The organism is Streptomyces aureus (assembly GCF_001418135.1).
GTDB classification, from domain to species: domain Bacteria; phylum Actinomycetota; class Actinomycetes; order Streptomycetales; family Streptomycetaceae; genus Streptomyces; species Streptomyces aureus_A.
Genome location: NZ_LIPQ01000103.1, coordinates 14240 through 37676, shown reverse-complemented (window position 1 = coordinate 37676; position 23437 = coordinate 14240). Strand labels below are relative to the sequence as shown.

General features: G+C 68.2%; 17 protein-coding genes and 2 pseudogenes. 8 read left to right on the top strand and 11 right to left on the bottom strand.

Annotated features, from left to right (window positions below):
* Positions 1-671 precede the first annotated feature (671 nt).
* Together AOK00_RS10920 and AOK00_RS10915 are read right to left on the bottom strand one after the other, a co-directional pair.
* Positions 672-1184, bottom strand: a complete 513-nt coding sequence (locus tag AOK00_RS10920) for a hypothetical protein (protein ID WP_055600110.1) — start codon at positions 1182-1184, stop codon at positions 672-674.
* Between the two features lie 8 nt (positions 1185-1192).
* Positions 1193-5107: a polymorphic toxin-type HINT domain-containing protein gene (locus AOK00_RS10915; RefSeq protein ID WP_055600109.1), complete on the bottom strand. Its 3915-nt coding sequence runs from the start codon at positions 5105-5107 to the stop codon at positions 1193-1195.
* 529 nt (positions 5108-5636) lie between these two features.
* Between AOK00_RS10915 and AOK00_RS10910 the strand changes: the two genes are divergently transcribed.
* Complete coding sequence (locus AOK00_RS10910; RefSeq protein ID WP_055600108.1) at positions 5637-7688, top strand: trypsin-like serine protease; 2052 nt, start codon at positions 5637-5639, stop codon at positions 7686-7688.
* 650 nt (positions 7689-8338) lie between these two features.
* On the opposite strand, the gene AOK00_RS10905 is transcribed toward AOK00_RS10910, so the two are convergent.
* Together AOK00_RS10905 and AOK00_RS10900 are read right to left on the bottom strand one after the other, a co-directional pair.
* Positions 8339-8641: a hypothetical protein gene (locus AOK00_RS10905; RefSeq protein ID WP_055600107.1), complete on the bottom strand. Its 303-nt coding sequence runs from the start codon at positions 8639-8641 to the stop codon at positions 8339-8341.
* 52 nt (positions 8642-8693) lie between these two features.
* A pseudogene (locus tag AOK00_RS10900) lies at positions 8694-9933 on the bottom strand (IS110 family transposase).
* A gap of 786 nt (positions 9934-10719) precedes the next feature.
* Between AOK00_RS10900 and AOK00_RS10895 the strand changes: the two are divergent.
* From AOK00_RS10895 to AOK00_RS38975, 3 genes are all read left to right on the top strand, one after another.
* Positions 10720-11280 carry an SUKH-4 family immunity protein gene (locus AOK00_RS10895; RefSeq protein WP_055600106.1) on the top strand — a complete coding sequence of 187 codons (561 nt, stop codon included), beginning with the start codon at positions 10720-10722 and terminating at the stop codon, positions 11278-11280.
* Positions 11281-11358: 78 nt separating this feature from the next.
* A complete protein-coding gene (locus tag AOK00_RS10890; protein ID WP_107097358.1) occupies positions 11359-12129 on the top strand; it encodes a transposase in 771 nt (256 codons plus the stop codon).
* Between the two features lie 723 nt (positions 12130-12852).
* The gene (locus tag AOK00_RS38975) at positions 12853-13284 is read left to right on the top strand and encodes a hypothetical protein (RefSeq protein WP_159041729.1); all 432 of its coding nucleotides are present in this window, start codon (positions 12853-12855) and stop codon (positions 13282-13284) included.
* A gap of 842 nt (positions 13285-14126) precedes the next feature.
* Here the strand turns inward: AOK00_RS38975 and AOK00_RS10885 are convergent.
* Together AOK00_RS10885 and AOK00_RS10880 are read right to left on the bottom strand one after the other, a co-directional pair.
* Complete coding sequence (locus AOK00_RS10885; protein ID WP_055600104.1) at positions 14127-15272, bottom strand: SMI1/KNR4 family protein; 1146 nt, start codon at positions 15270-15272, stop codon at positions 14127-14129.
* A gap of 240 nt (positions 15273-15512) precedes the next feature.
* Positions 15513-15725 (bottom strand): hypothetical protein, encoded by a 213-nt coding sequence (locus AOK00_RS10880; RefSeq protein ID WP_159041728.1) that lies wholly within the window; start codon positions 15723-15725, stop codon positions 15513-15515.
* Between the two features lie 209 nt (positions 15726-15934).
* On the opposite strand from AOK00_RS10880, the gene AOK00_RS10875 reads away from it, so the two are divergent.
* Genes AOK00_RS10875 through AOK00_RS10865 form a run of 3 tightly spaced genes read left to right on the top strand, consistent with a single transcriptional unit; the run spans position 15935 to position 17427 of the window.
* Positions 15935-16339 (top strand): hypothetical protein, encoded by a 405-nt coding sequence (locus AOK00_RS10875; protein WP_254047318.1) that lies wholly within the window; start codon positions 15935-15937, stop codon positions 16337-16339.
* 15 nt (positions 16340-16354) lie between these two features.
* The gene (locus AOK00_RS10870) at positions 16355-16855 is read left to right on the top strand and encodes a winged helix-turn-helix domain-containing protein (RefSeq protein ID WP_107097357.1); all 501 of its coding nucleotides are present in this window, start codon (positions 16355-16357) and stop codon (positions 16853-16855) included.
* A complete protein-coding gene (locus AOK00_RS10865; RefSeq protein WP_055600101.1) occupies positions 16852-17427 on the top strand; it encodes an IS630 family transposase in 576 nt (191 codons plus the stop codon). Before AOK00_RS10870 ends, AOK00_RS10865 begins: the two co-directional genes overlap by 4 nt.
* A 73-nt stretch (positions 17428-17500) precedes the next feature.
* Here AOK00_RS10865 and AOK00_RS10860 read toward each other — a convergent pair whose 3' ends face one another.
* Entirely contained in the window at positions 17501-18271 is a 771-nt protein-coding gene (locus AOK00_RS10860) for an IS5/IS1182 family transposase (protein ID WP_055600100.1), read from the bottom strand.
* 484 nt (positions 18272-18755) lie between these two features.
* Here AOK00_RS10860 and AOK00_RS10855 point away from each other — a divergent pair, with 484 nt between their 5' ends.
* Positions 18756-19187 (top strand): cupin domain-containing protein, encoded by a 432-nt coding sequence (locus AOK00_RS10855; RefSeq protein WP_055600099.1) that lies wholly within the window; start codon positions 18756-18758, stop codon positions 19185-19187.
* Between the two features lie 594 nt (positions 19188-19781).
* On the opposite strand, the gene AOK00_RS10850 is transcribed toward AOK00_RS10855, so the two are convergent.
* The 4 genes and pseudogenes from AOK00_RS10850 to AOK00_RS10840 form a co-directional block, all read right to left on the bottom strand.
* A complete protein-coding gene (locus AOK00_RS10850; RefSeq protein ID WP_055600098.1) occupies positions 19782-20255 on the bottom strand; it encodes a hypothetical protein in 474 nt (157 codons plus the stop codon).
* 128 nt (positions 20256-20383) lie between these two features.
* Positions 20384-20508: pseudogene (locus AOK00_RS38970) on the bottom strand (WhiB family transcriptional regulator); the annotation flags it as partial.
* 302 nt (positions 20509-20810) lie between these two features.
* Positions 20811-22040 carry an MFS transporter gene (locus AOK00_RS10845; protein WP_055600097.1) on the bottom strand — a complete coding sequence of 410 codons (1230 nt, stop codon included), beginning with the start codon at positions 22038-22040 and terminating at the stop codon, positions 20811-20813.
* Entirely contained in the window at positions 22037-23413 is a 1377-nt protein-coding gene (locus tag AOK00_RS10840; protein WP_055600096.1) for an NAD(P)-binding domain-containing protein, read from the bottom strand. Before AOK00_RS10840 ends, AOK00_RS10845 begins: the two co-directional genes overlap by 4 nt.
* Positions 23414-23437: the final 24 nt, after the last annotated feature.

Below are 23437 nucleotides of genomic sequence, written 5' to 3'. Positions count from 1 at the left end.
CCCCCACGGCGGCGGGGGCCGAGTCGCGCCTGCCGACTCACGATGACCTTGTCGGTGACGTTCGCGTCGCTGGCAGGCCTCGTGTCGGCCTGCTCGGACTTGACCGACGAACTCGGCCCCCGGCCGTCGCCGTCCGTGCCGACGATGCCGCGGGCCGCGGCGCTCCACCGGTCTCGCCGGCCGCGCCCACGCCTCTTCAGCGCTCACGGCCGGTGGATGTCGCCATCCCCGCCATCTTCGTCGAGGAGCCCATCACCCCTCTCAGCCTCGACAAGCGTGGACGACTTGGGGCCCCACCACTGAACAGGCCGATGACGGCGGGCCGGCCCAAGGCAGGCCCCTCACCCGGTGAAACCGGCACGGCCGTCCTCGTCGGCCACCGTGACACCCTCGCCGGACCGGCGCTCCGATAAGTGCGGGAGCGCGGGCGTTCGGTGGACAGTACCGCCCACACCCGACGGCGGTCATCGGAGGCGTCCGTGCCTGTCCAGCCGATCATGCTGCTTGTGAGGGTGCTGGGGTGGCGAGGACGAGCCGGTCTGCCGGCGCCGACGGCTTAACCGTCGGCGCCGACACCGCCCCTTTACGTACGCTCAGCGCGAGCGATGCGCCCGAGCAGGCAAGGCCTCACCCGGGCTCAGCGCGAGCGATGCGCCCGAGCAGGCCAGGCCTCACCCGATTGCCTGCGGAAGAGTGCTTGATTGCAGCACCTCGCACTGCGAATCCCACGAGGGGAGGTCCGATCGCACGTGCTCGAGGCTTCGTTCGAGATAAAGAGGCGGGGCCTCCGGGATTCCCTCCACCTGGAGCAGGTAGAAGTCCGCGCAATCGCCGCTCACAGCAAGATTTCCATCGGGAAAGAAGTCCATCTCGAAAGAGATCTCACCCGTCGGCGCGACGCGCGGCCGGCTTGATGTCACCGTGAACGCCATCAGCTTAGAATCCTGCGGCATTCCGTCCCATCGCAGAGACCTGAGCCCCCGGAAGACGATCAGAGCGGCATTCCCCGACGGGAAGAACGATGCGGTTCTCATGTCGAAGAGAAGCGCCGCCTGATTGACTGTCGGACCTACCCTGGCTTCCAGCAGCTGCACATCATGCAGTGCGTCTGATCTCGTCAGCGGATCGCATTCGACGGTCTCGAGAGCGCGTCGATAGTGCTGCAGGCTGTAGAGGTCTTCCATAGTTGTCATCACAGAGATATATGCCAGTACTTGTCTGCTTTGCCAACGGTTTGACCTGTGTGCGGGTTGACGAACTGGCCGGCCTCGTTCACATACGTTATGTAACCGTTGGGGTACTTATGGGTCCCCTCGGTCACGGGATCCATGACGCGCACGTACCTGACGTCCTTGTGGAACCCGTTGGCTTTGGCCTCGGCGGCCTTGATCTCGTAGAACCAACCCTTGCCTGAATTGGCCGTGGAAATCGCCTTCCGGCCCTTGGGGAGCCAGAGTACTTCACCCTGCGGGCCGGTGGCGTCAGCGATCAGGCACCGGTTGTTGTGGACCAGAACCGGGGTGCTACCTGCCAGCACGTAGTACGTGCTGAGGTCGTTGACCGTCAGGTTGTAGGCGGGCTGGAGGCCCTTCCAGTGGTGGACCTTGGCGATCGGTGCCGTGTCACCGTCGGGGAGGCGTAGTTCGTCGCCCGGGTTGAGGCTGGCGGCTTCCGCCCACTTCCTGGACTTGTCCGACCAGAACGGGTGGTTCCCGGTCGCGGTGAGGCTGCCCCCGCCGACGGCCGCGTCCAGGGTGATGTCCGTGAAGTCGCGGTCCTCGGGAGTGTAGATGGTGGCGTCCACGCGCCGCGGTCCGGACTCCCCGGTCAGCGGATCGGTCGCCTGCACCGCGTCACCCGTGCGGACGTCCTCGATGGGGACGGCCGTGCCGTCACCCATGAGCACCCGGGTACCGGCCGGAAAACTGTTGCAGGGGGGGTCCCGCTTGAGGACGTTGCCGATCTTCTCGAAGATGTCGTCGAACTTGACGCCGAACTTCTTGCCCCAGCCCAGGCCCTTGAGGGCGGCGGCGGCCCAGCCCCCGAAAGGGATCATGGCGGCGCAGGACAGAACGGCGTCCTTGGCCGCGTCCTTGTTGCCCAACCCGTACTTGGACAGGTTGGATTCGACGGAGTAGGCAATGCAGTTGATGGCGTCAGCGGGCTCCCCGACGACGGGCAGAACCCCCATGATGTCCAGCTTGAAGTGGATGTACTCCTTGATGCTCATGCCGGGCGGGATCTGGTTGGTGGCCAGCGCCAGGATGAACTCGTTCCACTCAGAGGACCCCCCGCCGTCCGCCATCGCTTCCAGCTCTGCGGCGAACTTGTGCGCGGCCATGCGCTGGTCGAGGAGGCTCTGCTGTTCGGCGGTGTAGCGCTCGGTCTGGTAGCGGACGACCGTCGAGCGGAACGTGGCGTAGGCCTCGGTGGCACTCTGACCGGCGTTCAGGGCGGACTGCCGAGCTTGCTCGGCCGCCCGGAACGCACTGGCGGCATACCCCTGGGCGGCGCTGTAGCTGGCCTCGGCGGAGATGGCCGCGTTCCGGGCCTTGCGGGCGCTGGCGGCGGCCTCCGCTTCGGCCTTGCGGGCGGCTGCGGCGGAGGCCACCGCGGACTTCGCCGACGCGCTCGCGCGGTCGGCGGCCTGCTGGGCCCGGGCGGCGTGGCCCTGAGCCTCGGTGGCGAACGCGGTAGCGGTCCTGGCGTGACCGGCAGCGAGATCCGAATGGCCCTGGGCCGTTTCGGCAGCCGCGGCCGCATCGTAGGCCGACTTGTGGGCCAGCGCAGCGGTCTGGGCCGCGGTGGCGAGGATGGACGTGATCTGCTCGATGTGCGCGGCGTTGAGCTCGTCGCGACGGGTGGCCTTGTGACGGCCGGAGGTGATGAAGGCGGTCAGGTGGGTGTCGGGGCTGGCCAGAGCCACCTCCGCCGCCGCCTTGACCTCAGGTGTCCCGCCGGCGAGCCGGGCGGCCTCGATGCGGTAGTCCTCGATCCGTGCCTGGTGCTGGCCGTGGGTGAGGAACGTGTCGAGAGCCTTGGGGTCGGCGGCGTCCAGGGCGGCTTGCGCGTCCTCCTTGACGACGTCACCGCCGGCTTGGGCGACGCGGGCCACCTGCACACGGTTGTCGTCGGCGGCCACCTGGTACTGGCCGGCGATGAGGAACGCGTGGACCTGGTCCGGGGTGCCTGACAGGGCCGCGGTCGCGGCCGTGCGGACGTCCTCGTAGGGAGACTGCTCGGCAAGGACGTTGACGGCTTCGCGTTCGTCTTCCTCCTCTGCCTGCTTCCAGCCGGAGCGCGCGTAGGCGAGGACGGCGCTGTCGTCGCCGGTGAGCGCGACCTCGGCTGCCGCCCGGCTCCAGGGACCACGGATCTGCAGGGCCGTCATGGCCATGCGCCGGCCGTTGGCGGCGATCTGCGCAGGCTGCGCATCAGGCTTGGCCGCTTCAGTGGCGAGGGTGTCGAAATCGGCCTGCAGCTTGAGGGCCTCCTGCGCGACCTTGGCGATCTCCGCCTTGGCGACGTCGGTGACTTCCTTGGCGTCGCGGGCCTCGTTGACCAGCAGCGCCGTGCGGGCGGTGATCTCCTCGGCCTCGCCCTTGCGGGTGGCGGCCTGGACGTCCTGCGCCTTGGTGACCGCATCGGTGGCCGCCTGCGCGGCCTTCGCGGCCTCCGCGGCGTTGACCTTCGCCGCGTCAGCCGCGGCCTTGGCATCGCCCGCGTGTTCGCTCGCCTTGCGAGCCGCCTCCGCGGCCTTGCGTGCGTGGGCGGCGGAGGACAAAGCGGCGTCGCGGGCTTCGGTGGCGGCGGAGACGGCGTTGTCCGCGTGGCGCTGCGCCTCCTGGGAGGCACGCTTGGCTTCGGCGGCGTGCCGCTCCGCCGCTGCTGCCGCCGCCTTGGCCCTGCTCGCGTCGGCGCCTGCCTTGGCGGCATGTCCGGCTGCGGCATTCGCGCTGGCCGATGCATCCTTCATGTCCTCGATGGCCTCGAGCGCCGCGGTCAGCGAGTTCTTCGCCGCGATGGCCGTCTTGAGCATCGCCGTGAGGGTATTGGCGATCTTCTCGGCGTCCGTCGCGGCCTTCAGCGCGTCAGCCGCCGCCTTCTCGTTGACCTTTCCGGAAGCCGCGGCCGACCACGCGTCGCTGGCCGCCTGCGAGGCGCGTTGGGCCGCGGTCGCGGCGTTGGACGCCGCGGCGATCGCGGTCTGGGCTGCGGCGTTGGCGGCGCGGGCCGCCGAGATGGCGGTCTTCGCAGCTGCGGCGGCACGGCGGGCGGACTCCGCTGCCCGGCGTGCCGCGTCCTCGGCCTTGTCCGCGTCCTCCGCTGCGGCCAGGGTCTCGGCCGCGGCCGTCGCGGCTTCCTTCTTCGCCAGACCCGCCGCGACCTCAGCCTTCTTGGCCTGCTCCTCCGCACTGGCCTTGGCCTTCTCAGCGGCGACGGCCGCATCCGAGGTCTGCTTGGCCAGGTCGCTGATGCTCGCGTGTTCCTGGTCCTGGGCACGGGTGATGTACTGCCCGTAGGCGAGGAAATCCCGTACTTCCGTGATGCCCGCGTTCAGGGCGGCGGCCGCGGCACGCTTGGTGGCCGGACCTCCCGCCGTCTCGATCTGGGCGACGCGCAGACGGGCGTCCTCGTCACGGCTCGTGTGCTGGCCCTCGTTCAGGAAGGCACGGATGTCGTCGATGGTGCCGTTCATCGCCGCATCGCCGGCCTCGCGGCCCACGGGCCCGCCGGCCTCGGTCGCGCGTGCTGCGGCGACCCTCTGGTCCTCTTCCAGGGGCTGCTTCCAGCCGTCCTGCATGAAGGCGCTCAGCTGCTCCGAAGTGCCCTCGAGAGCCACGGCCGCAGCCGCACTCACCTCCGGTCCGGCCTCGGTGACGAGCGTGAGGGCAGCCTCACGCCGGTCGAGTTCCTCAGCGATTCTCTCACCGTCGGCCAGGTACTCCCTGACCTTCGCATCGGTGCCGGTGAGGGCCTCCTCCGCAGCCGCGCGAACGGCCGGGCTCGAGGTCTTCCAGGCCTGAAGCACCTTGGCCCGGTCGGAGAGCGGTGGCGCCACCGGTTCGGCGACGGCGGCCGGCGCCGCGGATATGAGGGTGGCCACAAGGGCCAGGGGCAGGAGTCCTCGGGCGGACCTGCCGGCCAACTGGAATCCCCTCCCCCGGGACCCAGAGCCTGCATGCTGACGCACTTCTTCTCTTCCTTCTACTGATCGCCGTGCACCAAGAAGTCCGCTCCGGCCGACGGCCGGACCGTTGCGTTGTGTTGCGGTGGAACACGCTGGAGGGGCCCTGTCGCCTCCTGTTGTTCGGCTTCCCCAGGCCGAAGGCGTTCGGGCCCCAGCAAACACACGGACCTCGTGCGGCGTTGCTGTGGTCGTCACGGATGGACGAGCGAGGTGGTGGGTCGCACCGACCCACCAGCCGCGATCCCGGAATATAACTGATGGTCAAACCATGGGCGACGAATAGGTCTTCGTCGGAACCTGTGCATATATTGTGCGGCGGCCCCCCAGGCGATCATGACGGCCCGCCGTTCACGGCGCGGTCTTCTCCACACTCCGTTGTCCCCCTCCGCCCGTGCGGAGGGGTTCTTCTTGGGAAGCGAACTCAGCAGTGCGCATACGCAGATGGATGCCCGTTACGACCGCGGCGCTCGCCGTCGCCCTGGGGACACCGACCACCCTGGCCAGCGCGGCCGGCGACCCGCCGACCGACCTGGGCTACGCAGTAGAAGACGGCCTGTACCCCGACCGCGCCAATGTCCTCGCGCTGACCGGAGCAGACCTCGTCGAAGGCGACGGCAACATCACCGTCACCCCCTGCGACGGCCCCTACCAGATCAAGGTCTGGGCCGTGAAGCTGAAGACCGGCGACTCCAGGATCTGCTTCGCAGCCCCCGGCCGCACCGGCTACCTCAAGGTCAACATCCCTCGCGCCTACCGCATCGAGACCGACGGCCGGGACGTCAAGGCGGGTGTGTCGATCGCCGGCACCACCGAGGAGCTGACCGTCGCCCGGGACACCTCGATGGGCTTCGGCGAAGCCGATGTCAGTGATCCCAAGCAGGCGGTGCTCCTGCAGATGCGCGTCACCGGCGCCTCTACACCCCCGGGCCTCTCGGCCGACATCACCGGTCTCTCCTTCAGCGGCCGTCTGAACATCGGCGACATCAAGCACTGTTCGGCCACGCTGGTCGATCCGCAGTGGGTTCTCTCCGCAAAGAGCTGCTTCGCAGACAAGCCCTCCGAGAGCAACACACTGCTCGCCGGGCCTCCGAAGGAGAAGACCACCGTCGCCCTGGGCCGACCGGCCATCAACCTGATGGGCGGCCACGCCAGCGACATCGTCGAGCTGGTGCCGCACCCCGACCGTGACCTCGTCATGGGCCGCCTCGCCACACCGGCCACGAACATCGCCCCGGCGGTCCTGTCCACCACGGGTCCCGTCGCCGGGCAGAAGCTCACCGTCCCGGCCTTCGGCCGTACACAGACCGCATGGGTCCCCACCACCCGCCACGACGGCGCCTTCACCACGGGAACGGTGGAGGCCACCGGGTTCCCCCTCACCCCGCAGAACCCGGACGAGACGACCGTCTGCCAGGGCGACGCCGGTGCACCGGCGGTCCGCCAGGTCGACTACCGCACGTTCACGCTCGTCGGCATCGTCAGCCGTTCGACGTTCGGGAACTGCCTGGGCAGCAGCGTCGAGACCCTCGGTGGCGCTCACAGCACCCGCGTCGACGACCTGCACAACTGGTTCCAGTTCGTCCGTGCCCAGAGCACCGGTTGGAAGACCCAAGCTCTGGTGCAGTCCGGCAGCGGCCTCTACCAGGCGACTCGCCTCAACGACGGATCCTGGACCGGCTTCCAGGACGTTCAGAACAAGGCGTCGTCCCTGAACGGTATCCGCGCCTCGGCAGCCACCGGCATGAACGGTGACACCCACGTCGTCGCGATCGGCACCAACGCACGGCTCTTCCACACCGTCCGCAAGCAGGACGGCACGTGGAGCCCCTTCGGCGACGTGTTCGACGTCGCCGGCGAGCTCGGCAGCCTGACCAGTGTCACCACTGCCGGCATCGGCTTCGACCTTCACCTCCTCGCCGTCGCAGACGGCAAGGCCTTCCACGCCGTCCGCAAGCAGGACGGCAGTTGGACGCGATTCCGCGACATCTCCAACGGTCGCACCAACATCACCGCCGCCGCCATGACCACCGTCAGCGGCGAACTCCACACCGCCGTCGTCAGCAACGGCAAGCTCTTCCACAGCGTCCGCAAGGCCAACGACACCTGGACCGCTTGGGGCGACGTTTCCGGGCAGGCCAGCCAGGCCAGCCCCATCGGCCCCATCACCTCGGTCAGCGCCGCCACCGGCAGCGACGACGCCCACTTCGTCATCGCCACCGACAACGGCACCCGCCAGTACCACACCATCCGCAGCGCCAACGGCAGCTGGGCCCCGTTCGGCGACCTCAAGTCCGTCCTGGGCACCGTGACCGCCAAGAGCGTCGCGGCCACCCACGTCAACGGAGAGGTGCAGGTGGCCGTCACCACCAGCGACAACAAGCTCCTCCACACCATCCGTCACACTGACCGGACCTGGGACACCCCCGTCCCGGTCGCACTCCAGGGTCTGCCCGCCGGCCCCGGTCAGCTCACCATCACCGCCACCTGGAACGGCTGACCAGCCACGTCGGACCAACCTGGGGCCACGGCCCGATAGGCCGTGGCCCCACCGCCCCGAGACCTCGTCGGCCGACCCGCCGACGACCGGCCACACGGGCGGTGGAACGGCCCGCCCTCCGGGATCCGGCGGGCCGTTGTCGGCCTACCCGTCTCTGTGCAGAGCTGCGTACGGATGAACGTGCAGAGCAAGGACCCCCGTGAAGCGCGAACGGCGTGATGCGCCTCGGCGTCGAGCCGCCACTCCCCCAGCGTCGCCGCATCGACTGGGACGCGCCCGGAGCCAGCCCTCACGCCTGACGTCCCCGCCCCCGGGCGGGGTCGTCAGGCGTTTCGGAGCACGAGCAGGCGTGCGCCGACCGATGCACACTCAACTCGCCTCTTGCATTGATCGCCGGTGCCAGTTCGTCGGTAGCCGCAAACACAGATCAAGAAGCTCCAGATGAGCGCCCTCACCCTCTGCTACAGGGCCCCCCTGTACCGCCGTATCAGGCAAGCTCAGCAGCCGCTTCGGCGTTCACGCGCGTGAGCGGCAGCGGTGAGCCTCGCCAGCCAGCTCCCGGAGGCTGGTTCCACCGGGAGGCCTGCCCGCCGCACGTGGCGCATCAAGCCTCTTCCTCCGAGTATCGCGGAGAAAGACACCTCATGCAGTTAAGGCGTCAAGCCGCCGCCCCATCGCCCCCGCAGAACCTCGGCCCAGTCGCCAGATTCCGGACCTGGATCTTGCCAGTGTGGCACCGGGCTGGGAGCCGTCTCGATCAGGTGCACGAGCGTCCAGGCGACGCCGTAGCAGTCGTCGGGACCGAAGCAGGTGGCCAGGGCGGCCGCCTCTTCGGATGTGACAGGGCGGGAGATCGTCCTCAGCTGGCGTTCACGCCGGTCGATCTCTTCCTCGCTCGCGTCCCAGTCGGGAAGCGGTCCGTCGGCAACGAACGTCTGTACTTCGGGTCTCATGGCCGAATGATCGTCTCCCCCGCCGCCCCTGGACAAGCCGCCCCGTTCTGCTTCACGCGGTGGCTGTTCCTGCTGGATGGGGCTGTGCGGGGAAGGCGATCGCTTCATCGAACGGGACCCGTGCCAAGAGGCAGTGACGGAGTTGGCCGAGCATCCGATTGAACAGGTGCCGCAGGGCCTGCATGTGCCAGTCCCCGCCGGTCCGTCGCCGCCGGTAGTGGGCGTCGGCACCGGCCGAGCCGCCGAGGGAAGCGAAGGCCCAGAGGTGGCCGACGTGGTTGAGCCGGTTGATCTTGACGAATCGGCGCCCGACGTAGTGCCGTTTGCCGGAGGCCCGGGTGATGGGGGCCGCGCCCGCGTATGCCTTCAGCCCTCCGGCGGTGGCGAACCGGGTGCGGTCGTCGCCGATCTCCGCGAGGATTCGCGCGCCGATCTGGGAGCCGATGCCGGGAAAGCTCAGCATGATCGAGGCGTCGGGTTGGGCTCGGAACGCTTCCTCTGTGGCCTGTCCAAGGTCGGCGACCGCTTCGCAGGCAGCGTCCAGCTGCAGCAGCAGGGCCCGGGCCTGCTTGCCCATCGCTTCTTCGACCAGCGGGACCTGGTGCGGGGCCTCGCGGCGGAAGAGCTCCTGCAGGCGCCAGTGTCAGCCTCGATGTTCCTGCGTCGGCCGGCCCGCTTCATCATGGCCGTCAGTCGCCAGAGCGGCAGCTTGGCGGCCAGCGCGGGCGTCGGTGCCACCGCCAGGATCCGGCGGGCGTCGGGACGGGCCAGACCGCCCTGCTTGTCCTTGAACGCCTCCAGAAACGCCGGGAAGTACTCGCGCAGCAGCGAGCGGATCTGGTTGCAGACCTGTTGCCGGTTCCAGACCGCGTCCTGCTGGGCTCGGGCCAGGACAGCCACCGCCTGGGCCAGGTCGGTGTCGGCAGCCAACGGCCGGTGCATCGGCATGTCCGTGCGGATGATGTTTGTGAGCACGAGTGCGTCGCCGGGGTCGGGCTTCTTACGGCTAACTCCGTGGCGGTCGCGGTAGCGGGAGGCCGCCATCGGGTTGACCGCGAAGATCTGCCGGGCACTCTGCCTCAGCGTGGCGACCAGCAGGCCGCGGCTGGTCTCGATCGCCACCGGGATCGGCGTCTCCGCGGTATCGCCGTGCTCAGCCAGGAGATCCAGCAGCAGGCGGTAGCCGTCCAGATCGTCGCCGATGCGGCACTTGGCAGCAACTTGCCGGTGTCGTCGACGAGCGCAACGTCATGGTGTCCCTCCGCCCAGTCGATCCCGCAGAACACGTCCATGGATCCCTTCTCCAGTGCCGTTCTCGAACACGAGCACGCGGGGCCGCACGGCGCACTAATTCCAGGGCTCCAAGGTCCGCCACCTCATCAGCCGTGCGCGGCACCGCCAGACCGCACGGGCGCACGCCGTGTCCAGAGCTCAAGGCTCGTGAGAAGGAACGCGTCACCGTGCGGCAGCTCATCCATCGTGGATCCCGAACCCGACGGGCCCGCGGGGGCAGAACGTGCGAGGACCGGCCGGCGCCCAGCACAACCGGTCTTTTGCAAGACCTCGCACGGTCGGAGGTGTCGTAGAGGTCACCACGGCACCGACCGGACCACACACGTCCTGCCCCAGGCTGGACAACCGCCCCGGGCCCCTCAGAGATCCAGAACCTCTATTTACTAACGAATTAGAGGTGTCGTCTCGACGACCTGGCTTGCCAACAAGGGGTTTCGGCAACTGCGGCAGGGGCTGGTTCGCGGGAGGAGCCTCTCCCAACGGACCGCTCGGCAACACCCACAGGCCCGCGAGACTCGCGACTCCTATCAGGCGGCCAGCCCCGACATAACTCAATCAAGTTCAGTTTCACGCGGTCACCGGGGCGGACATCAACCGGCTCGCTATGATCCGCGGAATCGACATCAACGAAAACAGCGACCGCCGTCAGAATCCACGACAGCACAGCCCCCCGCAGATGCCGGCTCTACGCCCTCCCTAAGGGATGTCCCGCAAGTGCGGCCGTGCCTTGGCCTGAGACCGGCTCGATAGGGTCAGGTCCGCAGCCGACGGAAGAGGATCGTTCGATGGCGACGTACGACCAGCTGACCGAGTGGGCCGGTCTGGGGCATGTCACGCGAGCCGGACAGGACGCTGTGGCCGGCTGGCGGATCCCGGGCTTCATGAAGGCACAGCTCGTCGAGGTGGGCATCCCGGTAGCTCCGCGCCTCATCGAACGAGTCGTGATGCAGAGCGAGGCTGAGCCAGCCCTGCTCGCGTCCCGGGGCCCGCTCTACCGTCTCACCGAGCAGGCGGACCCCGATGTTCAGGCCGAGCGGTCATCGTTCGGCGTCGAGCCGGAGACTGGGGCGGTCTACTTCGTCATGCCGGATGGGGAGGCATGGTTCGGCAACTCGGGTGTCGGCGTGTGGCTCGACGTCCTTCACTGTTACGGCAGTCGAGTCACAGCCTCTGAGCTTCTCAGTGAGCCGGACGGTCCCGAGGAGTACTTCTCTGAGGAGGAGGAAGAGCGGGCCTTCGCGGAGCTGAACCAGCTGGCCGAGGAGCTGAAGGAGATCGACCCGGCGGCCTTCAACGGCTACGAAGGCTTTCTCTGGCCAGGGCTCCTGGACCGCTGGCTCTACTGACTTCGGCCCGGCAAAGTCACGGGCCGTATGCCTCCGGGCGGGCAGGGATGTCAGGCCCGTCGCTGAGATGATCTTCTTGTGGGGGCTGTGATCACGGCGTCGGAGCCGTCATGGATAACGCCGTACTCCGGGCTGAGTCCGAAGCAGTTCGGGAAACTGATCACCATGCTGCGGCGCGGAGGCCCGCCCCTTGTTTGCAGGGGTCGTCCGTGGAGTCTGCCGCTGGAAGACCGGGTTCTGCTGGTTGCCGCGTACTGGCGGACGAACCTGACCTTGCGGCAGCTGGCTCCCCTGTTCGGGATCTCGAAGTCGGCCGCGGGCCGGATCGTGAGCCAGCTCGGGCCCTTGCTCGCGCTGCAGCCGCGGAGCCGCTTCCGCCGAGACACGGTGCTGATCGTGGACGGCACCCTGGTGCCGACACGGGACCACAGTGTGGCGGAGCAGTCCAAGAACTACCGCTACTCGACCAACCACCAGGTCGTCATCGATGCCGACTCACGCCTTGTCGTCTCCGTCGGCCGGCCCGTGCCCGGCAACCGCAACGACTGCAAGGCATGGGAACTATCCGGAGCCAAGAGCTCGGTCGGCAACACCACCGTGATCGCAGACGGTGGCTACCGCGGCACCGGTCTGATCATCCCGCACCGCCGAGAACCTGGCCAGACCGAACTACCGGCTTGGAAGGAAGCCCACAACACCTCCCACCGCAAAGTCCGCGCCCGAGTCGAGCACACGTTGGCCCGCATGAAGACCTCAAAGATCCTCCGCGACTGCCGCCTGAAAGGCGACGGCGTCCACCACGCCATGCTCGGCATCGCCCGCCTCCACAACCTCGCCCTGACCGGATAGTGGATCTATGCCGACGACTGCTGAGAAGCACGTCCGAGATCACTTGCGGGACAACCCTTACCTGGGCGCGCTGCCTCGTACGCGCTGCCGACGTCCACGGACAGCTCAAAGACCGTGCACCGGACAGCCCGGTCTTGCCTCTCATCACAGTCCAGGACGGCGAACAATTCCGCCTCACCGCAACGGGAATCCGCTACGCACTCAGCCATCACCGGTAGAACCCGACACCGGCGGGTCCCGTCCCAACTACCAGCACCCAGCCCCTTCCATCACAGCTCTGACCAGTGACAACACATCTCCCGACAATACCGACCGGCAACCAAATGACCCACACCATCAGCAAGGAAGTCAGCACCAAATCGGCATCCCTGGCAGCAGCCAAATCACCCACGAAAACCCACTGAACAGCAGAGAGTTCGAGACTCACCCACTGACATCACAATGCCGAACCACCACCGACAAACCCGCAGATCATCACCGCGCGCCCCACCCACGGGCCTGACGGCCCTGCCGTGGCAAGGCTAGCGTGGAGGACGGGTGGTGACGGGTCGTCGGGCGAGAACAGGATACGGAGGGCCGGTCACCCGGCCAAGGGCCGCTGGCCTGCGGTGGCTCTCCGGCTGCGTCAGGCTTGGGGCGGTCGGGTGGCTCGTTCATCAGTGAATCGTGGATCCATTCCGAGTAGGATCGGGGCGATCCCCGACCACGTGCAGGAGGGTTTGTATGACCTCAACAGGATTCTCGCGCCGCTGGATCCAGGGAATAGTCATCCTTGCCGCGGCCCTGGTAACGGCTTTCGGTGTTGGCCTTTTCATGCTTCTACGCGATTCCCTGGACCCCCTTGAGGAATCTGCCTCCAACTACCTTGGTCACCTCGGCAGAGAAGACGGTCAAGCTGCTTGCTCCGCTATGACCCGGACTGCCCGAGCCGAACTCACCGCCACTTACCGCGCCAAAGACTGTCCCGCAGCGATCCAAGCGATGATCGAGCCTCTGACCTCCGCTGAGAAAAGCGAACTCGCTGACACGGACACTCGATATCCCAAGGCGTCAGGACTCACTGGATACGTCGATCTTGGCAGCAATCCACTGGACCTGTCACAGCTGGTCCTCAAAGATGTCGATGGCACATGGCATATAACCGACCTTCGATGATATTCTATCGCGCGTCAAGTCGACATCCAACCTGAATTATGGGCGCTGCATCGTTTTAGAAATGATCGAAATGATTTGAGCTGCTTCAGATATCTCCCCTTCGGCTGAGTGTGTGCGTTGCTTCGTCACGGGGTGTACTTCACCGTAGTCAATCACGCCCCGTCCACGTGCAGGTTTCCCGTTCTCTGCCGCGTGAGACCGCTCGCCCGGCCCACAGGAGAAGGCAGATCGGAATGTCAGCGAAGGAAGGCCTGTTTGGACCTGCTCGCCCAGACCAGGGCCGCGTGGCGTGAGGGAGGCCGCCGGGGGTCGATGAGGCCACAGGACGTCGGGCCGGATCGGGAAGCCGTGGGCGGTCGTCCACGACAATCAGAAGATCCCTTCGTTGCGACGCCTGTACACGACGGCCACGCCCCGGCTGTGGCAACTCGGGGACGGGGACCAGGACGGCGCGCCCGGCGCGTTGGTCGCGAGCATGGAAGACGCCCCTAGGTCCCGTTCGGCAGGCAGGCGTTCACTTTGACGCTCTCGGACGCGATCGACAGAGGAATCTGTGCCCCTTACCAGGTCGTATGCATCGACGTGACCGACACGCAGGTCCAGGCCGCGCAGTTTCTGGGCGCGGGGGCCGGTCTGACGAGATGCGCGGGGCCCGGCTCGCGGCCCTGCAGACCGCGTTGGTGAAGGCGTCTGCGGAGGAGCACTTCCGCAGACGCCTGTGTTCCACCATGTCGTGAAGGAGGCCGAAGCCTTCGCGGCCGACCTCCGGACGTCGCCGCGCGGCTGCACGCCAGCGCCCCCGAGCGGTACCCGGCGCTCACGCGGAACCGGAGTCCCTGGGGTCAGACCTGATCTTGGGTGTACTGAGCTGCGTACCAACTGGAGTCGATGGCGGGGTTGCGCAGAGTCCCCCAGAAGCGCTCGTCAGGCAGCGGCGGCAGTGGAGGACTGCCCAGGTCCGCATGCAGATCCGCACGCCAGTCGACAGTGAAATGACTTCGGAGCTCCGCGCTCTCGCACACGGACCTGTAGGGGGACCCCCAGATCCCGAGGGCTATCTTCTCCGCGGCCCACCTGAGAGTGACGTCTCGGCCGGTGTTGGCCTGCACGAGCACCGCGCGGAGCCGCAAAGCGAGCGGCCCGGTCTGGTCCGGCTGCGGTGGAGCCACACCGCACTCCCACGCGTCCAGGGCTGCCTTGACCTCCGGGTACTTGTTCAGGCCCGATTCGACCGCCAGTCTGCGCAACTGCTTCCGTGCGGCCTCAACCACCTGCTCATACGGCAGGATCGCGATCAGTGCACCGAGTTCCTCATGCCCATCCAGGTAGCTCGCGTGGAAGAGGTCGGTGGGACTGTGGGACAGGTCCAGCTCCGGCAGCTTCTCATCCGGTGCGGGAAGGGGCTCGTCGGCACTGCACTCCGGTCTGGGAGCCAGAGGCCCCTCCCAGAACAGCCGGCCGTTGAACGTGACGGCACCACCGTCCTTGCCGCGCTCAAGCTTGCTGGCCAGTTCGGACAGATACCCACCCAGCGAGTCGGCCGCCCCGAAACGGGTACCGGTCTCGTCGAAGAACCGTCCGATCGCACCGAAGGAGTCCCGCCCAGTACGGCAATCCACCAGGAGACCGTCCGACGTCACGTCATAGGAACCGAACTTTACGTAGCTGCGAAGCCAGTAGCCCTCTGCCTCCCCGTCTATGCCTTGGTCAAAACCACGCATGCACCCGGTTTCCCCGAGGATCCCGCTCACTCCGAGCAGCCGGTCGCCCGTGCTGAACCGGAAAGCCTCAGGTCCCTCCAACGCCCCGTTGTGTCGGAGGAGTGAAGCGACCAGGTCCGGAGGAAAGGTGACCCCCAGTTCCTCTTGCGCTGCCGCGATCTCCTCGTCCCTGGCGGGCGGCCGAAGCGTGGCGAAAGTGCGGGGCGCGTGCTCGCGCAACCACGCGTCGATGCGAGTCCATGATGCCTGGACCAGGTCTGCTGTCATAGGGCCGAGCCTAGAGTCAGCCACTGACAACAGCTTGATCGTCGCTCATCGGCCTTGCCCGCCCTGTTTGCGTTGTGGCCGACAAATCCGAGTGGACCCATGGCCCGTCTCACCCAGCTTCCGGCACCGGACGCTGCAGCCGCCAACTCAAGCGCTCACTCGCCAAGTGAAGCGCTCAGTCACAGTCACCCGATCGGTGGCCAACTCGAAGAAGCTCAGTGTTCCGCGCACTACGACGGACTACTGCCCGAGGAGATTCCCGGGGGTTCCGATGATGCCTCCCTTTCCGTTGACGCCGAGGATGTCCGCGGCCAAAGCTATGGTCCCGGCGTCGAGGTCGAGGATGTCGCCGAAGTCGGGGGACGGCTTGGCTTCGGCGGCCTGGGCGGGAGTCGCCGGGAGCAGGGGGATGGTCGCGAGGGCGAGGGCCCCGAGTAAGGTGCGTGGCTTCATGCCGTGATCAACGGTCCAGGCGATCACCAGATACGCACGCCATCCAGATCGCCCGATGCACCGATCTAAGGCTTGTCCCGTATAAGGGCGTGAGCTGGGGCTCTGCCTGACGGTACGGTCGTTGGGTGGAGTCGATGAGGGTGAGCGGGTGCCCGTTGCACGGGGCTGGTGTGCGTCCTGATCACTTGGTCGGGCGTCGGCTTGAGCAAGTGGTGGCTTCGTGGCATCTGTTCGGCTCGGAGCCTCCGTCCGGCCCGCTGGACGTGTGGCTGATCGACAGTGAGGCGGTCGCCACGCGTATCACGACCGGTTCGGACTGGTGCCTGATCGTGGAGACGTCAACCCCCTTCGCGGGATACGACATGGCGGAGTCAGGTCGCGTCGAGGTGGCGCCGATGAGTGGCGAGACCGCGTTCGCGGATCACCTCGGCGAGACGGCACTGGCAGTCAGCGAAGAGAGTGCCCCGGACAGCGGGCGGCTCGCACTGGAGATCACCTTCGACTCCGGCCGTGTCCGGTGTGAGACCTGGTCCGGAGATCTCCGCCTGTCCAGCTTTACGGGACAAGCCTTACTGATCTTCTCGTTAGTCCAGTGGGTGCGGTGGAGTCGTTGATGGGATGCTGATGCGGTGTCTTTCAAGCCTTCGCCTGTTGTTCCTCCTTTGACGCGGCCGCAGTTGGCCGAGGCCCGGCGTGTGCGGGCGGCTGAGTTGTTCGATCAGGGACGTTCGGGTGCTGAAATCGCGCGGATGCTGGCGGTCAGCGAGGAGAGTGTGCGCCGCTGGAAACGGGTCTGGGAGAGGGACGGCACCGATGCTCTGCGTCGGCGTCCGGCCACCGGGCGTCCGCCCAAGCTGGACGATGACCAGGCCGAGCGGGTGCGGTCCGCGCTGGAACAAGGTGCCCAGGCGCACGGCTTCGAGGCCGACCTGTGGACCCTGGAACGGGTAGGCGCCGTCGTCGAGCGGGTAACGGGAGTTGCTCTGTCGCGGGCGTCGGTGTGGCGGCTGCTGACCGGCCGGCTGGGGTGGAGTCTGCAGCGGCCCGAGCGTCGGGCGGTGGAGCGGGATGAGTCCGAGATCGCCCGCTGGATCGCTCACGAGTGGCCGCGGATCAAAAAGGGGCGGTGAACACACGTGCCTGGATCGTCTTCCTCGACGAATCAGGAGTGTCGCTGCTGCCGCAGGTCCGCCGCACCTACGCGCCCCGCGGCCGCACCCCGCTCCTGCGACACCGCCTGAACTGGAAGCGTGCTTCGATGGCCGGGGCCCTGGGATACCACTCAACCGATCCCGATCGCGGGGCCCGCCTCTGTTTCCATCTCAAGCCCGGCAGCTACGACACCAACGCCCTCATCGAGGTTCTGGAGCAGATGAAGGTGTTCTACCGCGGCGAGCGGGTGGTGCTGGTCTGGGACGGACTGTCCGCCCACTGGAGCCAAGCCATGCGGGCCTGGGTCGCCGAGCAGGACTGGCTCACCCTCGAGCGATTACCCGCCTACGCGCCCGAGCTCAACCCGGTGGAACTTTTGTGGTCCTCGCTCAAGAAACGCGAACTCGCCAACCTCGCCGGCGACCACCTCGCCGACGTCGCAGACGCCACCGAGCAAGGCATCCACCGCATCAACGACAACCCACAACTGCCCTGGTCCTTCCTCACCCACACCGGACTCACCATCCACCCACAAACCCCACAGAACTAACGAGAAGATCAGTAAAGCGTGTTGCAGAAGGTTGTGTCTGGGCAGGTCAGGGTCGGTTTCGTGGCTGGCCTGCTCACGCGGCCATGGCGAGGTTGTGCATGTGGGCGACTGCTTGGACCGCGTGGTGGAGGCCGTTGCCGCGCTGGCGGCAGTCGCGCAGGATCTTGTAGTGCTTCATGCGGGCGAAGGCGTGCTCAACGCGGGCCCGCACTCTGCGGTGCTCGGCGTTGTCCTCCTCCTCACCGGGGAGGAGGGCTCGTCCGGGGCGTTTGCGGTGCGGGACGACGAGCCCGGTGTTGATGTACGCGCCGTCGGCCAGCACGGTCACGCCTTCGCAGTGCCGGGCCAGGCCGGAGTCCCGCCACGCTTTCGCATCCGCGGTGTTGCCGGGCACCGGCCGGGCCGCGGCGACCACCAACCTGGTGTCGGCATCGATGATGACCTGCACGTTCGCCGAGAACCGGTAGTTGCGCGAGGACGCTCCGACCTTCCGGTCACGGACCGGGACGAGGGTGCCGTCCACGATCCACAACCGTTCCACCGCGTCGGCGGGACGGGTGGCCGGCTCGATCGCGAGCAGCGGCCGCAGCCGCTGGATCACCCGGCACACCGTCGCCGGCGAGCAGCCGAACAGTGGCGCGAGCTGCCGCATGGTGAGGTTCGTGCGGTAGTAGACGGCCAGCGGCAGCACCCGGTCGGCCAGCGGCAGACACCACGGCCGACCACCACCGGGCCCGTTCCCGCCCCGCTCGCGAACCACCTTCACCAGCCGCTCGAACTGCCGCATCCGCAGACCCGTGAACGTCTCCACCCACAACGACTCGGCCCTCAACACCCCACGCATGCAAGGGAAATGCCCGCTCCGCAGCGTTCTGCAACACGCTTTAGACACCTCGGTGTCTCTTGCCGAAAGCAGCGACGCTGCCCACTGCCTCGCGGTCTCGTCAACCGCTCGACCCCGGGCCGCCGGAGGGCCGAGCGCTTCACCCGCCGGCATCCGGCGTGGCGTGCCGCCGTGCTCCGACAGGCGCTGTCGTCCAGACGGCACAACGAGCCCGCACCCGACCCGTCACCACCCCTGTCCCAGGCGCGGCAGAACGACCTGGGCCGGCCGCGTGGCACAGCGGCCGCCCCGCCGACCTGACCACCCACGCACGCGATGAACCCCGCCCCCGCAGCAGGCGGGGCAGGCCCAACCCGCACACACGAGGAAGTCGGCCTCCTCGAAGGCGGTCAGCCCCAGTCCCGCCTTCGGGCTCGGCGGCAGCCTGCGGTCGCCGGTGGCGGGAACTGCTCGCACAGGGCGGGGCGGCTGGTGTACTGCGCGCATGGGAGATCAAAAGCAGTGCACCGTCGTACGGACCGGCACGTATGAAGGGATCCAGGGCGGCAGTTTCGGGGCGGGAATCAGCGCCCAGTCAGCCGGCGCGGAACGGCTGTGCCTGCACCGGCTGGTGATGCCCGCCGGCACCCGGGGCCGCCCTCACCTGCACGAGGGACACGAGTCGGCCATTTTCATCCAGTCCGGACAGGTCGAGGTCTGGCACGGACCCGATCTCGCCGAACACGTCGTGTTGCGCGCTGGGGACTACATCCACATCCCCGCCGACACCCCCCACATGCCGGTCAACACCGGAGGCGAAGACATGGTGTGCCTGGTCGCCCGGACCGACCCCGAGGAACAGGAAGGCGTCCGGCTGCTCGACCTCCCCTCCTGGCTGGAGACCCGAGTCGCTCCCCTGCCCGTCGGCGCCGGCTGAACCAGACCACGACACGCCCTCACCCGGCGATGAGGGGCTGGGTAAGACGCCCCGGGCACCGGGGCAGGCGCCGCGTCCCCGGGCGACAGCGAGACCCTCGGCCGCATCCTCGCCCTCGGTGTCCTGAGTTCCTGCAGCGGGCCAGCCCCAGGCCGCGTGGGGGGCGTCCACGGCCGCCCACATCTGCCGGTACTCCGGCACGGATACGAGCAGTACGGGCAGCGCGGCCGGGGCATTAGAGCGGTCAGGCTGCGGGGCGGGGGAATCGGGTGCTCGCGTCGCATCGAGGCCCCGGCCTGCACCCCCTTGCCGCCTGCGCATCGTGCCTCCGCCCTGCGAGGGCCTGGCCCAAGCGGTCGGCCCAAGCGGCCGGTTGCTCAGGCGCTTGTGCGACGGCAGAACCGAAAACGTCGTCGAAAGGGTGAGCACGGTGGGTGCTGACGAGATGACAGGCGCCGCTTACGAACAGCTCGCTCGATGTCCGTGAGAAGAAGCGGTCTCCGCGTCCGCGGCTTGTTGACGGAGGCAGTCCTGTCACCTCGCGCTGCCGAGACGGTAGGAGTGGATGCCGAACTCGGTGACGCCCCGCAGACGTCAGGGGGTGAGGCGGTCCAGCTCATCAGTGATCGCCTCGCGCACCGCGTCGTGCTGCGGGCCGAGCGCATACTGCTTGTCATGCCACCGCTCACGCGGATACAGCCACACCGGTCTGCCCACAAGATCGGCGGGCTCCCATTCGAACCGCGGCCACACATGCGCATGCAGAAACGGATCGGTATTCCCAAGGATCTCCAGGTTGACCCGCCGGAAAGCCGGGTCCAGCCGCCTGCAAGCGTGTTCCACTGCCTCACCCAGCTTGTCCATGTCGGAGAGAAACGTCAGGCGCTTGCCCTTCGAAAGCTCCGACAGCCGCTCCACCGATGGATCGTCCACCAGGAGCACCGAGTATCCCGGCAGGAACTGGACGTCCCCGATCACCGCGAATCCCGCCCCCAACTTCCGCAGCACCGCAGGGTTCTCACCCCGAAGGGCACTGCCGATCCGGTCCTTCCGCCACTCATCACTCATGATCGGTGACCCTACACAACATCAAGTAGCGCCACAGGTGTTGCACACGACAGGGTCGATCACACCGGCGCTGAGCTGCACAAAGCGGTCTCCACTCGCCTCGCGCCACACGGTCACCCCCAGAGAAGGCGGCAGACGGCCTTGGCCTCCTCGATCTGCAGCAGCGCCGGACCGGTGTCGCCGATGGGGAGGACAGCTCGGGGTTCTCCTCACGGCATGCGCTGCGGTCCCGGCAGTTCGTATCGACCTTCAGCACTGCTGCTTCGTGCGGTTGTTGTAGGCGTCCTGGAGGCGGGCGGAGCGCTCGTGGATCGGCGCACCTCTCGCTGATGTTCCTGGCACAGCGGGTTCTCTGGGACTGAACGGGTGGCGCGATCGTCCTGCAGAGGGTTCTCTCGGCTCAGCACCGGTGCCGCTGACCGTACCGGGTGCAACAGCTGTGGCGCGATCACTGAATCGAGGGAATTCACGGCGGCTCCGACTGCCGTGCCTGCAGCGACGATTGCCGACATCAGGCCAGAGCAGGGCGCTGCACACCTGACGGCTCCCCTGGAGCTATGCCCCTACTGCCTTGCGGATCGAGGTTCCGGTGGCAATTACCGCGGCCGCGAGGGCGAGGGCGGCGAGCACGCCGAAGAGCTGGGGTGTGCCGCCGAGGGGCGCGGCGAGGAGCGCGGCAGCGAACGGGGCGAGGGCGGATGCGGTCATCGCCGGTGCGCTGAGGATGCCCGAGAGGCGGCCGTAGTGGGTGGTGCCCCATCGGTCTGTGATGGCAGTGGCCTGGAGAAGAGTGAGGTTGCCGCGGACCACGCCCGCGACGACCGACACCGCGATCAGCAGACCGTACGGGCCGGGGACGACGGCGAACGCGGCGGTGGTTAGGGCGCCGAGGACGATGAGGACGACGGTGCGGGTGGTGGTGCCGGTGCGTTGGGCGAGGCCGGCGTAGAGGGTGCGTCCGAGGGTCTGGCCGGCGCCGCCGAGACCGAGGACCCAGGCGGCCTGGCTGGTGGTGTAGCCGCGCTCGATCAGGAGCGGGACGAGGGAGACGACGACCGCGAACATCGCGAACGACGAGAGCGTGAACGCCAGCGAGAGCAGCAAGAACGGGCGACTGCGCACGACGTCCCGCGGGGTCGAAGCGACGTCGGCGGGCGCGGGCATCGCCGGCGGCCAGGGCGCGCGCAGAGCGAGAGCATGCGCCGGGATCGTGACCACGGCCAGGGTGCCCGCGAGGACGAGGAAGGTGGTGCGCCAGGTGAAGTGGTCGGCGAGGACGGCGGTGAGGGGCGCGAAGACGGTGGAGGCGAGACCGCCGGCGAGGGTGACGATGGTCAGGGCGCGGACGTGGTCGGGGGCGAACCAGCGGGTGAGGGCGGCGAAGGCGGGCTGGTAGAACGTGGCCGCCATCGCGAACCCCGCCAGGACCCAGCCCGCGAAGAACACTGCCGGATTCGGCGCCAGCGCGACAATCACCATGCTCGCCGCGCCCGCAGCAGATCCGGCGGTCATGACGGTGCGGGGCCCGCGGTGATCGATGATCCTGCCGACCCGTATCCCGGCAATGCCGGAGACGAGCAGGGCAAGAGAGAACGCGGCCGTCGTGGCGGTGCTCGACCACCCGGTGGCGGCGGTGATCTCGGGGTTGAGGACGGGGAAGGCGTAGTAGACGATTCCCCAGCTCGTGATCTGCGTGGCGCACAGCGCGGGCAGCACGGCGCGGGGCCGCGACCAGACCCCCGTCCCGGTCGCAGCCCCGCTCGCACGGGTGTTGAGGTCGGTCACGAGCCGCAGGAAGGCGCCGGAGCCGCAGTGCCGAGCTGGATCAGGTCCGGCGCGGGCGCACAGCAGCCACCACCGTCCGTCGCGTCGTCGGCGGCCGGCTGGTCGAAGAGGCCGGCGCCCCCGCACACCCCGGTCTCCGGGAGAACGAGCTCGACGCGCTCGGCGGACTCGTGGTCGCCCGAGATCGCCGCGACGACGGAGCGGACCTGCTCGTAGCCGGTCAGGGCGAGGAACGTCGGCGCGCGGCCGTAGGACTTCATCCTGACAAGGTAAACACCCTCCTCCGGGTGCGACAGCTCCTTCACGCCGTGCGGGTAGACGGTGCCGCAGGAGTGCTGGTTCGGGTCGATCAGCGGAGCCAGGTCCACCGGGGCCTGGAGGCGCTCGTCGAGGCCGAGACGGAGCTCGTCCAGGAACGACAGGTCGGGCCGGAAGCCGGTGAGGACGATGACCTCGTCGACCGCGTCGAGGCGGCGGCCGTCCTCCGCGACCAGGACCAGGCGGCCTTCGTCGTCGCGCTCGAACGCGTCGGTACGGAAGCCGGTGACGGCATCGGCGTGGCCGTCGTCGACGGCGGCCTTGGCGGCGAGGCCGAGGGCGCCGCGGGCGGGGAGCTGGTCGGCGGTGCCGCCACCGAACGTGGAGCCGGAGATGCCGCGACGCAGGATCCACGTGGCGTGGGTGCCGGTGCCGTCGTCGGACTTCGCGAGGTCGGCGAGCAGGGCGAGGGCGGTGAAGGCGGAGGCGCCAGATCCGATGACGGCCGTACGCTTCCCGGCGTAACGGGAGCGGGCGGCGGCGTCGTTGAGGTCGGGGACGCGGTAGGAGATGCGGTCGGCTGCCGCGCGCTCACCGAGCGCGGCCAGGCCGTCGCCGCCGGCGGGGCTCGGGATGGACCAGGTACCGGAGGCGTCGATGACGGCGCGGGCCAAGAGGCGCTCCTCACGCCCGTCGGCGTACTGGACGTACACGGTGAAGGGCTGGGTGGCGCGGTCGGCGTCGACGATCCGGTCCCGGCCCGAGCGGGAGACTCCGGTGACCCGGGCGCCGACGCGGACCTTGTCGCCGAGGACGTCGGCGAGCGGCTGCAGGTACCTCTCCGCCCAGTCACCGCCGGTGGGGTAGGTGCTCGCGTCGGGCTTCACCCAGCCGGTGGGGGCGAGGAGCTTCTCGGCCGCGGGGTCGGTGACCTCGCCCCAGGTGGAGAAGAGTCGCACGTGAGACCACTCACGCACCGCGGCACCCGCCTGTACCCCGGCCTCCAGGACCAGCGGCTCGATGCTGCGGCCGGCCAGGTGGGCGGCGGCGGCCAGACCGGCCGGGCCGGCTCCGATGACCACGACGGGCAGCTGCTCGGTGGCGGTGGCGTTCATGACGAGTCTCCTCATATTTCGACG